The following is a 13,642-nucleotide window of genomic DNA, read 5'->3' as shown; positions in this document are numbered from 1 at the left end:
CGCGGCTGCCCGGCCGGCCGATTCGGCGGCCTGCTTCATGGCCCGGGCCAGCGCGTGATCGGCCCCGGGGCGGGCGCGGAGCCCGTCCTCGTACGCGGGCTGGTACTCGGTCTCAGACACCGTGCTCCTCCTCGGAGAGATGCGGCGCGAGCGAGGCCCGGGCGCGGGAGAGATGGGTCTTGACGGTCCCCGCCGACAGCCCCGTCTCGGCGGCCACCTGCTCGACGGTGAGGTCGCACACGTAGTGCAGGACCGCCACCCGCCGCTGCCGCTCGGTCAGCTGCCGCAGGGCCGAGACCACGGCGACGGTGCCCGGATCGGGCTCGGGCACGGTCGACGGGCGGCTGTCGCTGTGCCGGCGCCAGGCGTCGGCGCTCCGGCCCCGCCTGCGCCAGCGGCTCACGGCGAGCCGCCAGGCCACCGTGCGTATCCATGCCTCGGGGCCCGCGTCCCGGTACAGCGCGGAGCGCCGCCCCCAGGCCCGTACGAACGCCTCCTGCACCACGTCCTGGGCCTCATGGAGGTCGCCGGTCATCAGGTACACCTGTCCCACCAGCTGTTTCGCGGAGTGAGCGTAGAACTCCTCGAACTCCTCGACGGTCATGCGGCTCCCAGGCGTGGACAGGTCTCGGCGGTGTCTCGGTCGCGGTCTCGGTCGCGTTCTCAGTCGCGGTCTCGGGCGTGCACAGGTCTCGTCCTGGCCGTGCACAGGTCTCATGGGTGAATACGACGGGGAGGCCGGTCCGGTTGACATGGGACGCCGACTTCTTCGTGAAGTCGTACGCTGGAGAGCCCCCGGCCCGTGCGACGTGTCGGGCCCTTCGCGTTGCACCCCGCACCACCCGCACCACCACCCCGGACGGAAAGCGTTCTTCATGAGCTTGCACGGTCTGCTCGATGCCGCCATCTCGGACCCCGCGCTCGCCGAAGCGGTGAAGGCCGCCGGCGACGGGCACCGGATGCATGTCGATCTGGTCGGCCCGCCCGCCGCCCGGCCCTTCGCCGTCGCGGCGCTGGCCCGGGAGACCCGGCGCACGGTGCTGGCGGTGACCGCGACCGGCCGCGAGGCCGAGGACCTGGCCGCCGCGCTGCGCTCGTTCCTCCCCGCGGACGAGGAGGACGCGGTGGTGGAGTACCCGTCCTGGGAGACGCTGCCGCACGAGCGGCTCTCGCCCCGCTCCGACACCGTGGGCCGGCGGATCGCGGTGCTGCGCAGGCTGGCGCACCCGCGCGCCGACGACCCGTCCGCCGGCCCGGTCAGCGTGGTCGTCGCGCCGATCAGGTCCGTGCTCCAGCCGCAGGTCAAGGGGCTCGGCGAGCTGGAGCCCGTCTCGCTGCGGCCGGGTTCGTCCGCCGATCTGCCGGAGATCACCGAGGCGCTGGCGGCCGCCGCGTACGCCCGGGTGGAACTGGTCGAGAAGCGCGGCGAGTTCGCCGTCAGGGGCGGCATCCTCGATGTGTTCCCGCCGACCGAGGAGCACCCCCTGCGGGTGGAGTTCTGGGGCGACGAGGTCGAGGAGATCCGTTACTTCAAGGTCGCCGACCAGCGCTCCCTGGAGATCGCCGAGCACGGGCTGTGGGCGCCGCCCTGCCGTGAGCTGCTGCTGACCGACGACGTACGGGAGCGGGCGGCCGCGCTGGCGCTGGCCCACCCGGAGCTGGCTGAGCTGCTCGACAAGATCGCCCAGGGGATCGCGGTCGAGGGCATGGAGTCGCTGGCTCCGGTTCTGGTGGACGACATGGAGCTGCTGCTCGATGTGCTGCCGGCCGGCTCCATGACCGTGGTCTGCGACCCGGAGCGGGTCCGCAGCCGGGCGGCCGATCTGGTGGCGACATCGCAGGAGTTCCTGCAGGCGTCCTGGGCGGCCACCGCCGGTGGCGGCGACGCCCCCATCGATGTGGGCGCGGCCTCGCTCCGGGGCATCGCCGATGTCCGCGATCATGCCCGCGAGCTGGGCATGATGTGGTGGACGGTGAGCCCGTTCGCCGCCGACGATGAGATCGCGGACGACACCATCAAGCTGGGGATGCACGCCCCGGAGACCTACCGGGGCGACACCGCGCGGGCCCTCGCCGACACCAAGGGCTGGATCGCGGACGGCTGGCGCACGGTGTATCTCACCGAGGGCCACGGCCCCGCGGCCCGTACGGTCGAGGTCCTCGGCGGCGAGGGCATCGCGGCCCGGCTCGACACCGATCTGGGCGAGCTGACGCCCTCGGTCGTGCATGTCTCGTGCGGTTCGGTCGACCACGGGTTCATCGACCCGGCGATCAAGCTCGCGGTGCTCTCCGAGACCGACCTCACAGGACAGCGCACCGCGTCCAAGGACCTGGGCCGGATGCCGGTCAGGCGCCGGAAGTCCATCGACCCGCTGACGCTGGAGACGGGCGACTTCATCGTCCATGAGCAGCACGGTGTGGGCCGCTACATCGAGATGGTGCAGCGCACGGTGCAGGGCGCGACCCGTGAGTATCTGCTCGTCGAGTACGCGCCGGCCAAGCGCGGCCAGCCGGGCGACCGGCTGTACATCCCCACCGACCAGCTGGAGCAGGTCACCAAGTACGTGGGCGGTGAGGCCCCCACGCTGCACCGGCTCGGCGGCTCCGACTGGACGAAGACCAAGGCGCGCGCCAAGAAGGCCGTCAAGGAGATCGCCGGTGACCTGATCAAGCTGTACTCGGCGCGGATGGCGGCGCCCGGCCACTCCTTCGCCCAGGACACCCCCTGGCAGCGGGAGCTGGAGGACGCCTTCCCGTACGTGGAGACGCCCGACCAGCTCTCCACGATCGCCGAGGTCAAGGAGGACATGGAGAAGACGGTCCCGATGGACCGGCTGATCTGCGGCGACGTCGGGTACGGCAAGACCGAGATCGCGGTGCGCGCCGCGTTCAAGGCCGTCCAGGACGGCAAGCAGGTGGCGGTCCTCGTCCCGACGACGCTCCTCGTACAGCAGCACTTCGGCACGTTCACCGAGCGGTACGCGCAGTTCCCTGTGGTCGTACGGGCGCTGAGCCGGTTCCAGTCGGACACCGAGGCGAAGGCGACCCTGGAGGGGCTGCGGGACGGCTCGGTCGACATGGTCATCGGCACGCACCGGCTCTTCTCGTCGGAGACGAAGTTCAAGGACCTGGGCCTGGTCATCGTGGACGAGGAGCAGCGGTTCGGTGTCGAGCACAAGGAGCAGCTGAAGAAGCTGCGGGCCAATGTCGACGTCCTGACGATGTCCGCGACCCCGATCCCCAGGACCCTGGAAATGGCGGTGACCGGCATCCGTGAGATGTCGACCATCACCACGCCCCCGGAGGAGCGGCACCCGGTGCTGACCTTCGTCGGCCCGTACGAGGAGAAGCAGATCGGCGCCGCGGTCCGCCGTGAACTGCTCCGCGAGGGGCAGGTGTTCTACATCCACAACCGGGTCGACTCGATCGACCGGGCCGCCGCCCGGCTGCGCGAGATCGTCCCGGAGGCGCGCATCCAGACCGCGCACGGGCAGATGGGCGAGAGCGCCCTGGAGCAGGTCGTGGTCGACTTCTGGGAGAAGAAGTTCGACGTGCTGGTCTCCACGACGATCGTGGAGTCCGGGATCGACATCGCGAACGCCAACACGCTGATCGTGGAGCGCGGTGACAACTTCGGCCTGTCCCAGCTGCACCAGCTGCGCGGCCGGGTCGGCCGTGGCCGCGACCGCGGATACGCGTACTTCCTGTACCCGCCGGAGAAGCCGCTCACGGAGACCGCGCACGAGCGGCTCGCGACGATCGCCCAGCACACCGAGATGGGCGCGGGCATGTACGTCGCGATGAAGGACCTGGAGATCCGCGGCGCGGGCAACATGCTCGGCGGCGAGCAGTCCGGCCATATCGCGGGCGTCGGCTTCGACCTGTACATCCGGATGGTCGGCGAGGCGGTGGCCGACTACCGCACGGCGGTCGACGGGGGAGTCGAGGAGGAGCAGCCGCTGGAGGTCAAGATCGAGCTGCCGGTCGACGCGCACGTCCCGCACGAGTACGCGCCCGGCGAGCGGCTGCGCCTCCAGGCGTACCGCTCGATCGCGTCCGCGACCACGGACGAGGACATCAGGGCGGTACGCGAGGAGCTGACCGACCGTTACGGCAAGCTGCCGGAGCAGGTCGAGAACCTGCTGCTCGTGGCGGGCCTGCGGATGCTGGCACGGGCGTGCGGGGTCGGCGAGATCGTCCTCCAGGGCCCCAACATCCGGTTCGCGCCGGTGGAACTGAGGGAGTCCCAGGAGCTGCGCCTCAAGCGGCTCTACCCCCGTACGGTCATCAAGGCGGCGGCCCACCAGATCCTGGTACCGCGCCCGACGGCAGGCAAGATCGGCGGAAAGCCGGTGGTGGGCCGCGAACTCCTGTCGTGGACGGGGGAGTTCCTGGCGTCGATCCTGGGGTCGTGAGGCCTGGGTACGGCCTTCTCCGGCACCCGCCCCGCGGCCTTGCCCTGCGCCGGGCCGCGGGGCGGCCGGGTGTTCGTCAGGTGTGCCGTCGAGTGCCCCGGGCAGTCATCTCTAGGATTGTGCGGTCACGCTCCCCAGCCCTCAGGACGGCTCTCCTTGATACGTACGCGCTCCGCCCTCCCCGCAGTCATGGCCGTCGCCGCCGCGCTCGCCCTCGGTGGCTGCAAGAGCGGTGACCTGGGCTCGGCTGGTTCATCCGGCTCGTCCGGGGCTCCCGCCGGGCCCGCGGGGAAAGCGGCGCACGGGTCCGCGCTCGCCGCCGCCGACGCCCTGACCGTCAAGGGGCGTGCGCCCAAGACCGGTTACGCGCGCAAGGAGTTCGGCAGTGCCTGGACGGACACCGACCACAACCACTGCCCGACCCGGGACGACGTACTCAAGCGCGATCTGCGGGACGTCCGGTACAAGAGCGGTGACTGCCAGGTCGCGTCGGGAACGCTCGTCAAGGACCCCTACACCGGGACGACGATCGACTTCGTACGCGGGCACAGCAAGGTCGACATCGACCATGTCGTGGCGCTCTCCGACGCCTGGCAGAAGGGCGCCCAGCAGTGGGACAAGGCGAAGCGGACCGCCCTCGCGAACGATCCGCTGAACCTGCTGGCCGTCGACTCCTCCACCAACCGCAGCAAGGGCGACGGTGACACGGCGACCTGGCTGCCCGCATACAAGCCGGCGCGGTGCGGCTATGTCGCGCGGCAGGTGGCGGTGAAGAAGAAGTACGCGCTGTGGGTGACGGGCGCGGAGAAGAACGCGATGAAGCGGATCCTCTCCGGCTGCCCGTCCGAGAAGCTGCCCACCGGCTGAGCGGGCCGAGCAGGCGCAGTGGGTCGAGCGGGCTGAGCGGGCCGGGTCGGCTGGGTCGGCCGAGTGGGCTGGGCCGGCTGGGTCGGTGGAGCCGGCCGTTCCGATCCGGTCCTGCCGTGCCCGGCCGGCCCTCCCCGCCCGGTGTCTCACCCGCTCAGAGGTCGAGCACCAGCTCCGGGCTGCGGGAGCGTGAGCAGCAGATGGTGATCCGGTCGTTCGCCGCCCGCTCGGCCGGGGTCTGCACCTCGTCGCGGTGGTCGGGCTCGCCGGCGAGTACGGGGGTCAGGCAGGCCCCGCACATCCCCTGCTCGCACGAGAGTTCCACCTCGACGCCGTTGGCGGCCAGTACGTCGGCGATCGAACGGTCGCCCGGCACCGGGTAGCTCAGCCCGGTACTCGCGATCCGTACGGCGAACTCGGCCCCGGTGGAGCCCTCGGCGGCGAGCCGGGCCGCGCCCGGGGTGGCGGGCGCGAACCGCTCGATGTGCAGCTGGTCGTCGCGCCACCCCGCCGCGGTGGCCTCCTTGATCACGTGGTCCATGAACCCGCCGGGGCCGCAGAGATGTACGGCCGCCTCCGGGTCCGGGGTGCTCAGCGCGGCCGGCAGCCCGGCACGGATACCGCCGTCGACGTCGTCGTAGTGGACCTCGGCGCGGCCCGTGAGGCCGGGGGCCCGCAGCCGGTCGAGGAGCGGGGCCTCGGACCGCGTCGACGCGTAGTAGTGGAACGTGAACTCGGCCTGCCGCCGGACCAGTACATCGGCCATGGACAGCAGCGGAGTGATGCCGATTCCGCCGGCCACCAGGACATGGCGGGCCGCGTCGGCGAGCGGGAAGTGGTTGCGCGGGGCGGAGATCCGCAGCCGCTGCCCCACGGTGACCGCCTCGTGCATCGCACGGGAACCGCCCCGGCCGCCCGGGTCCCGGCGTACGCAGATCAGGTAGCGGTCGCGCTCCTGCGGTGAGCCGAGGAGGGAGTACTGGCGGATCAGGGACGGCCCGGCGTGGACGTCGATGTGGGCACCGGCGTCGAAGGGCGGGAAGGTGCCGCCGTCGGGCGGGCGGAGTTCGAAGGTGCGGCAGCCGCCGGATGCGGAGGCCGGGGTGATCGCGTGGACCACGGCGTCGATGCTCGTCGGAGCGCTCATGACCGTCCCCCGTCAGGCGGTGAAGAAGTGGCTGAGACCGAGGCTGCGCAGACCCTGCCGGTAGGCGATGGAACTGCGGTCGGCCGGGATGTGGACCTCCAGCTTCGGGTCCAGGGGCAGGTTCTCCGGCTTCTGGACCTCGACGATGGTCGCGTCCTCCTCGAAGACCTGCCGGTTGAAGTCGTACACGTCCTGCACCGGGAGGCCGGTGTCGAAGTTGCGGGCGATCGGGCAGAACATCCGGGTCTGCCGGGCCGACATGGGCGATGCGGCGTTCATGATGTTCAGCAGGCCGTCCTCCGGGTAGTGCACGACGAGCGTCGCCGTGAACGGCAGGTGCACGCTGAAGTGGCGCAGCCACTCGAAGCCTTCGGGGGGCGTCTTCGTACCGTTGGGGTAGTTGCTCACGGTGCACACGTACGCGGCGGAGAACCCGTGCTCGGTACGGATCGCGGTGTAGTCGGGCACCCGGGTGTTCTCCGGGTCGCCGAACGAGTCGACGTGGATGAACCCGAAGTGGGCGACGTCGATGAAGCCCTCGATCTGGCGGCCGGCGAACGCACCGATGTCGATGGGCGGGCAGTTGATCTGCTGGAACCCGGCGTCGTCCCAGTGCTCCATGGACGGGATGACGGCCTCACCCGCGGGGTCCGCGATCATCTCGGGGGTGGGGCGCAGGCAGATCCACACCAGCCCGTACCGCTCGACGGCCGGGTACGTCCGCAGGTTCAGTTTCGCCGGGATCTTCGAGGAGGGGTGCGCGGGGACCGCGGTGCACAGTCCGCCGGCCCCGAAGCGCAGGCCGTGGTACGCGCAGGTGATGCCCCGGCCGTCGCCGGCGCCGAGGCTGAGCGGGACACCGCGGTGCGGGCAGATGTCGTGGGCGACGACGACGGCGCCGTCCACCCGGTAGGCCACGAGGGTCTCGTCCAGGAGGCGTACGGGGACAGGGGCGTCGCCGACTTCCCGCGACAGGGCGACGGGGTACCAGTGCTGGGCCAGGATCGCCCAGTCCTCGGCGTCGAAGGTGCAGTCCCGGGGCAGGGCGGGGGCAGAGGCGGCGGAGTCGCTGGCGGTGGTGGAGGCGGCCGTGGTCATGGGTATCCCCTTGCGAGTGATGGGTGTTGGGTGAGGGTCACGAGCAGCTGGACAGGTGGTGCCGTCGGCCGGGCGGACGCATGCCGGAGCACACGCCGCACCGGACCGGGAAGGCACGGGGAGGGCGGTGAGGGAGGGAGAACGCGCAGCGGCAGGCCGGAAGGCGCCCCGGAGGCCGGTGCGTCAGCGCACCACCGGAGCGGGGCGCGGGCGGTGAGGGGAGCGCGGGCTGCGAACGGAGTGCGGCCGCGTCTCAGCCGTGCTGTCTCGGGGCCTGGAGTCCGTTGTGGTCATGGGCGACACGGCCACGTGTCCAGGCGGTGCCGCGCGCCACGGAAGAGTAGCTTCCCGCGAGGTCTTCGAAGCTCACGGCGCTCCCTTCCTGTGCGGTGCACTCAGCTGCGGTGCACTCAACTGTGTTGCTGTGTGCGTCAGTTGGCCCGGATCGTCCGGCTGGGGCCAACGCTTGGACACTACAGCCCCGCTCCGCCGAAACCACTGTGTCGGAGCACCGAAAGGTACGAGGCAGCCATGGGCGGGGCCTGTAGGAAGACACGGAGCCGTGCGGGTGCGGTGCGGTGCGGGTCCGGTGGTGAGGGGCGGAGAGAGACGTGAAGGCCCCGGCCCGACGGATCCTCCAGGAGGTTCCGTCGGGCCGGGGCCATGGTCGGACACGGGGCCATGGTCGGCCCGTTCGGTCAGTTCTCGGCCACCGGCACCCAGCGGATCCGGGTGGCGCACACGGAGACCAGGAGCGCGGCTGCCGCCACCGCGCCCATGCCCCACACCAGGCCGCCGGCGTTGGCGATGAAACCGATCACCGCGGGCCCGGCCAGCAGGCCCACGGTCCCCATCGCGGCGACCAGCGCCAGTGCCTCCGAGCCCTGCCGTGCGGCCGCGACGTACACACAGGGCGTCACGGCCGCCACGCCCGGGCCGACGCAGGCGAATCCGATGAGTGCCGGAACCACCCCGCCCGCCAGCAGGGCGAGCGCCAGCCCCGTGCCCGCCAGCACGCTGCCGGTCAGGACGATCCGCCCGTCGCCCCAGCGGGTCCGCCAGCCGTCGGCGAAGATACGGGCCAGCACCATCATCACCGAGACCACGGCGATGCCCAGCGGGGCCACCGACGCCGCCGCCTTGAGTACGTCCTTCATATAGAGCGCCGACCAGTCGTTCATGGCGCCCTCGGTGACGGTGCCGAACGCCATCGCGCACCCCATCCACAGCGTCATCCGCGCCGGCATGGCCGGCCGGCGGCGGCTCCGGCTCTTCTTCTCCTTCTCCGCGGGCTGCTGGTCCTTCGTCAGCAGCCCGGTCTGGGCGTACCCGACGAGCAGCAGCAGGATCACGGCCGCCGCACCGAAGTGGGCGGCCAGCGAACCGGTCAGCGTGTTCACCCCGGACGCCAGCAGCGCGGCGCCCAGCGACCCGGCGCTGAACGTGGCGTGCAGCCGGGCCATGGCCGTACGCCCGTACGTGGCCTCCAGCGCGGCTCCCTGCGCGTTCATGGCGACGTTCAGACAGCCGACGGCGATTCCGTCGCAGCCCACGATGGCCACGGCGACCGGATAGTCGGGCACCACGGCCAGCGCCAGCAGGAGCAGCCCGAGGCAGAGCGCGGACAGCGAGGCCAGACGGCGGGAGCCGAGCCGTCTCATCAGCACGGTGACGAGCGGGAACGACACCGCGGCGCCCGCACCGCAGGCCATCAGGAGCAGGCCGAGATCCGCCTCGGACAGGTCGAGCCGCGCCTTGAGCGTGGGCAGACGTGACGCCCACGTCCCGTACTGGAAGCCCAGGAAGCAGAAGAGCGCGGCGATCGCCAGCTGCGCCCTGCGGAACGGGTCGCGTACGCGGATCAGGTCGACGGGGCGCCGCCGCTCTCCGGTGGTGGCGGCCTGGTCCGCGGGACGCGGGCCGGTCTCGACGTCTTGGTGGGTCACTTCATACCGCCTTGGACATGTACACCGCGTTCGCCCCGTAGCTTCCGGGGAGCGCGATGTCGCGATGGGCCGCGTATCCGTTCGCCGACCAGAAGGTCTCGCTGCCCGCGACGGAGATGAGGGAGATGCGTTCGTGGGTCTTCGAGCGTGCGGTCGCCGTGAGGTGCTGCAGCAGCCGCTTCGCCAGCCCTCTGCCGCGCAGCCGTTCGGCGATGACGAGATCGTGCAGATGCAGATTGGGCGAGCGGAAGACGGTCTTCTCCGACCGGGTCAGATCGGGGTACTGGAACAGCGGGTAGGGCAGTGCCAGCAGATAGCCTGCCGTCCTGCGGTCGAGGCGCAGCACGAAGCAGGTGGCCGGTGAGGGCCGGGCCCGGGACTCCAGCGCGGCCCGCCCCTCCGAGAGGGCGTCGTCCGCGTACGTACTGGCTTCCAGCGCCGCGATGCTGCTCCAGTCGTCGGCGGTGATGTTGCGTATCTCGATGTCCGGGCTCATGACGGCAGCTCCTTCGCCGCCGGTGATCCGGTGCCGGCCGGCAGCCCGCGTATGACGGTGTACGGGAGCGGGCTGAAGCCGTTGAAGCCCTGTGTCGCGTAACTGGTGGCGTAGGCGCCGGACGACAGGACCCACACCGGGTCCCCCGAGGCGATGCCTTCGGGGACCTGGACGAGCCGGTGCTCATGGGCGTAGGCGTCGTCGCTGTCGCAGGTGGGGCCCGCGACCACGGCGGGCACGGTGGGCGCCCCCGGGTGGGAGGGGAAGACCAGGCGGTACTGGAGCTGGTCCATCTCGTACAGCCCGTTGAACTTGCCGCAGCTCAGATACAGCCAGTGCTGGCGTTCGCCGTTCAGCTGCTCCCGGGTGGACAGCCGGGCCACATGGGCACGGATGGCGCCCTGGTCGGCGACCAGATGGCGGCCCGGCTCCATGACGAAGTCCAGCGGGGCGGCGGACACCGCCCGCAGCTGCCGCATGCCCTCCCGGATCGCCGCGAAGATCTTGTCCAGCGGCGGGTCCAGCGGGCGGCCCCGGCTGTCGAGATAGCCGAGCGCGGGCAGCCCGCCGCCGAGATTGATGTGGTCGAGGTGGATCCCCCGGTCCCGCAGGTCCACCAGGACGGCGGCGAGCCGCCCGAACGCGCTCTCCCACGCCTCGGCGGTCATCTGCTGCGAGCCGACGTGCACGGAGAGCCCGGCGGGTGTCAGCCCCGCGCCCCGGGCCGACTCCAGCACGCGTACGGCATCGGTCCCCGAGCAGCCGAACTTCTTGCTGAGCCCCCAGAGCGCGCCGTCGCCACTGGTGGCCAGCCGGCAGAACACCCGCGCACCGGGGGCGTGGGCGGCGATGGCCGCCACGTCCTCCACGCTGTCGGTCGCGAAGTCCCGGACGCCGAGCCGGTACGCGTCCGCGATGTTCAGGTCGGACTTGATGGTGTTGCCGTAGTGGATGCGGCCGACCGGCACCCCGGTCCTGATGGCCCGCTCGATCTCGTGCGGGCCCGCCGCGTCGAACCCGGCGCCCTGCTCGGCCAGACAGTCGAGTACCTCGTCCACCGGGCAGGCTTTCATCGCGAACCGGACGGCCACGCCCGGCAGTTCCCAGGTCAGCGTCGTGTACCGCTCGCGGATTCCGCCGAGATCGAAGACGATCCGGTCGTCGGACGCCGCGGACAGTGCTTCCCGCAAGGGGGTGTTCAGATGCCTAGTGCTCATGGATGCCCGCTTCTCTGCTCACCCGTATCAGTGGTCCCCACGCCTGGATCAGCAGCGCGAAATCCTCCATGTCCTGCTGGGCCTCGTTCAGGAGCCGGTCGCCGCGTGCCGCCAGCAGGTCGGCGAACTCGGCGTACCGGCCGCCGAGTTTCCGGTAGGAGCGGCCGATGGTGCGCAGCCGCTCCTCGTTCTCCTCCCGGTCCAGCCAGCTGCTGTCCCCGACGAACTCGACGACCGTGTCGGCGCGGAGCCGCAGCTCGCCGTCGAGCAGTGCCTCGCCCGCCGCCGCAAGCCGCTCGTACACGGAGTTGAAATAGAGCATCGACAGGAAGAACTTCACCAACCGCAGCTGGTACGCCATGAATCCGGCGTCGGTGCGCCGTTCCCCGGTGTAGTAGTTCACGATGTGCCGGTTGTGCAGGACGCCCGGCAGCCCCGCGTCGTGGACCAGATGCATGAGGAAGTAGTCGCTGCCGATGGTGTCGGTGGCCGGCGGCAGCGGCACGCTCTCGTAGACATCGCGGTGGAAGCTGATGTTGCACATGTCCACCCGCATCGGGTCGACCGGGCCGACGACCGAGTGGTCCCCGGTGAACGGTTCGGTGCCCGCCCCGGTGAACGCCTCGGCGACCAGCTGGTCCTTTGCCTCGTCCGGCCACTCGCGCGGGGCCCAGAGACTGACGACGTCGTGGTAGACGGCCGGGTCGAGGCGCTGGATCTCGCCGATGTCGACGGACAGTTCACCCACGAAGGAGGCGCCGACCAGGGACACCGTCCGCTGTGCGTGGGCCGGGTCGAGCCGGGTCCCGGACACCCCGTCCACCGCGTCGAGCGCCCGCTTCCCGAGCGACATCAGCTCATGGTGGACGGGGAACACCGGCTCGCCGTCCAGCGTCTGATAGGTGCTGTCCGAGTCCCTGCGGTGCACGGAGTCGCAGCCGAGCGCGGCGGCGAACAGGAATGCGCGGTTCGTGCAGGCGCCGTACGACACCCCGGCGGGCAGCATCAGGTCGAGCAGCAGATCGGGCTTGGGCACATCGGCTTCACTGATCAACCGGCGCAGTAAGGAGCGCTGCTGTGCTTCGCCCAGATGGTGCACGATCACTTGCGGCGTCCCGGTGGGCCGGCCGGCCACGTCCGCGTGCCCGGCGAAGTCCCGCTCGTCCGACGAGTCCAGGATCAGCAGATGCGCTTCGACGCCGAAGTGGTCGGCCGCGTACCGCGCCTCGGCGCGCATCGCCGAAATCGTGTCGGCGCACGCCCTGTTGGTGGGAAGGGTCAGACAGATTCGGTGCATGCCAGTTCTCCGGTTGACCGCTCGGTGTTCCGGTCGCCCCAGGATTCGAGCCCCAGCAGCCGCGCGCCGAGGCCGCTCAGTTCGGCTGCGCCGTACCTGAGGGATTCGTGCCGGACGGCATCGCCGACCAGCGTCTTGTTCCAGTCCGGTGTGGAGAGGGTGCGCCAGGATTCGATCCGGGACTTCCGCATCTCCTGGTGGGACTCCAGCGCGGGCATCATCGAGAGGTACTGGACGGCGCGGACGCCGCTCTCCGAGATGTTGCGCGCGACCCCGTGGGCGAGCAGGCCGTTCCAGATCAGCAGATCGCCCGCCTCGAGTTCCGGCTGGACGACGGGGAACTCCGCGCGGTCGGTGCCGGGCCTGATCGGGTCCCGGCCGGCCGGCTGCGCGAGCTTCCACCGGTCGAACTGCCGGAACAGCTCGGGCGAGCACTGGAAGCCGCCCCGCTCCGGCTCGGTGTCGTTGAGCGCGATGATGCCCTGGACGCGCTGCGGCAGCACACTGAGCGTGGTGTCGACGTCCCAGTGCAGCTCGATGTCGAACCCCTCGTCCGTGGGCGCGATCAGCGCGCGGTCACGGTTCTTGATGTTCGGCGGGTTCAGATTGAGCCGGTCCAGGGTGACCCACAGCTCCTCGCAGTCCCACACGTCGGTGAACGCGTCGTGGACGCGCTGCGCCTGGCGGCTGTCCCAGATCAGCTGGTGGTGGTACGCCTCCACGAAACCGTAGATGTGCAGTTCCCGGTCCAGGTCGGAGCGGAACTCCCGGTCGGCGTACCAGGTGTCGGGCCGGTCGGGGTCGAGCCCCTGGAAGTCCCAGGTGAAGTCCAGCAGGCGCCGCGCGGCGGCAGCCGGTATCGCCTCCTTCACCACGACGTAGCCGTAGGTCTGCCAGAAGGCGAAGTCCTCCTCCGAAAGGACGCGCAGCGGCTGCGACTTCTTGATGTCGCGCAACGGTGTCTGCGCCAGGTACGCCTCCCCGTCCGTACTGAAATAGGGGATGTCCGATGCGGCTCGATACAGGTAGGGGTCGGACGTCGGCATGCAACCACTCCAGGTATGAGGTGCTGGTTCTGCTCTGAATGGATCGGGCGCGGCCGTGCGGCGGCGCGTCACGCGCGGCCGCAGCCGGGGGCGGGGCCGCGGGGAGGGTGCCG

10 protein-coding genes are annotated in these 13,642 nt (G+C 71.0%); 2 read left to right on the top strand and 8 right to left on the bottom strand.

Going from position 1 to position 13,642, the window contains the following annotated elements; genetic code table 11:
- Positions 1–112: 112 nt before the first annotated feature.
- Complete coding sequence (locus G3I19_RS27720) at positions 113–604, bottom strand: SigE family RNA polymerase sigma factor (protein ID WP_164266452.1); 492 nt, start codon at positions 602–604, stop codon at positions 113–115.
- Between the two features lie 271 nt (positions 605–875).
- Between G3I19_RS27720 and mfd the strand changes: the two genes are divergently transcribed.
- On the top strand, positions 876–4,415 hold the full coding sequence (mfd, locus tag G3I19_RS27715; RefSeq protein ID WP_164266451.1) for a transcription-repair coupling factor: 3,540 nt from the start codon (positions 876–878) through the stop codon (positions 4,413–4,415).
- Between the two features lie 189 nt (positions 4,416–4,604).
- Positions 4,605–5,282, top strand: a complete 678-nt coding sequence (locus G3I19_RS27710; protein WP_164266453.1) for an HNH endonuclease family protein — start codon at positions 4,605–4,607, stop codon at positions 5,280–5,282.
- A 154-nt stretch (positions 5,283–5,436) separates the two neighbouring features.
- Here G3I19_RS27710 and G3I19_RS27705 read toward each other — a convergent pair whose 3' ends face one another.
- The 7 genes from G3I19_RS27705 to G3I19_RS27675 form a co-directional block, all read right to left on the bottom strand.
- Positions 5,437–6,429, bottom strand: coding sequence for a PDR/VanB family oxidoreductase (locus G3I19_RS27705; RefSeq protein WP_164266450.1), 993 nt, complete (start codon positions 6,427–6,429; stop codon positions 5,437–5,439).
- A 12-nt stretch (positions 6,430–6,441) separates the two neighbouring features.
- The gene (locus tag G3I19_RS27700) at positions 6,442–7,527 is read right to left on the bottom strand and encodes an aromatic ring-hydroxylating dioxygenase subunit alpha (RefSeq protein ID WP_164266449.1); all 1,086 of its coding nucleotides are present in this window, start codon (positions 7,525–7,527) and stop codon (positions 6,442–6,444) included.
- Positions 7,528–8,225: 698 nt separating this feature from the next.
- Positions 8,226–9,473, bottom strand: coding sequence for an MFS transporter (locus G3I19_RS27695; protein ID WP_164266448.1), 1,248 nt, complete (start codon positions 9,471–9,473; stop codon positions 8,226–8,228).
- Between the two features lies 1 nt (position 9,474).
- Positions 9,475–9,969, bottom strand: a complete 495-nt coding sequence (locus tag G3I19_RS27690; protein ID WP_164266447.1) for a GNAT family N-acetyltransferase — start codon at positions 9,967–9,969, stop codon at positions 9,475–9,477.
- Positions 9,966–11,186 carry a type III PLP-dependent enzyme gene (locus G3I19_RS27685; RefSeq protein ID WP_164266446.1) on the bottom strand — a complete coding sequence of 407 codons (1,221 nt, stop codon included), beginning with the start codon at positions 11,184–11,186 and terminating at the stop codon, positions 9,966–9,968. Before G3I19_RS27685 ends, G3I19_RS27690 begins: the two co-directional genes overlap by 4 nt.
- The gene (locus G3I19_RS27680) at positions 11,176–12,483 is read right to left on the bottom strand and encodes a DUF6271 family protein (protein WP_164266445.1); all 1,308 of its coding nucleotides are present in this window, start codon (positions 12,481–12,483) and stop codon (positions 11,176–11,178) included. The genes G3I19_RS27685 and G3I19_RS27680 overlap by 11 nt, the downstream gene beginning before the upstream one ends.
- Positions 12,465–13,529 (bottom strand): phytanoyl-CoA dioxygenase family protein, encoded by a 1,065-nt coding sequence (locus G3I19_RS27675; RefSeq protein WP_164266444.1) that lies wholly within the window; start codon positions 13,527–13,529, stop codon positions 12,465–12,467. Before G3I19_RS27675 ends, G3I19_RS27680 begins: the two co-directional genes overlap by 19 nt.
- Positions 13,530–13,642 lie beyond the last annotated feature (113 nt).

This window comes from Streptomyces sp. SID10853, assembly GCF_010548145.1.
In the GTDB taxonomy this organism is placed as follows: domain Bacteria; phylum Actinomycetota; class Actinomycetes; order Streptomycetales; family Streptomycetaceae; genus Streptomyces.
Note: the sequence above shows the minus strand (reverse complement) of the source record. Positions and strands in the feature narration are given on the sequence as shown.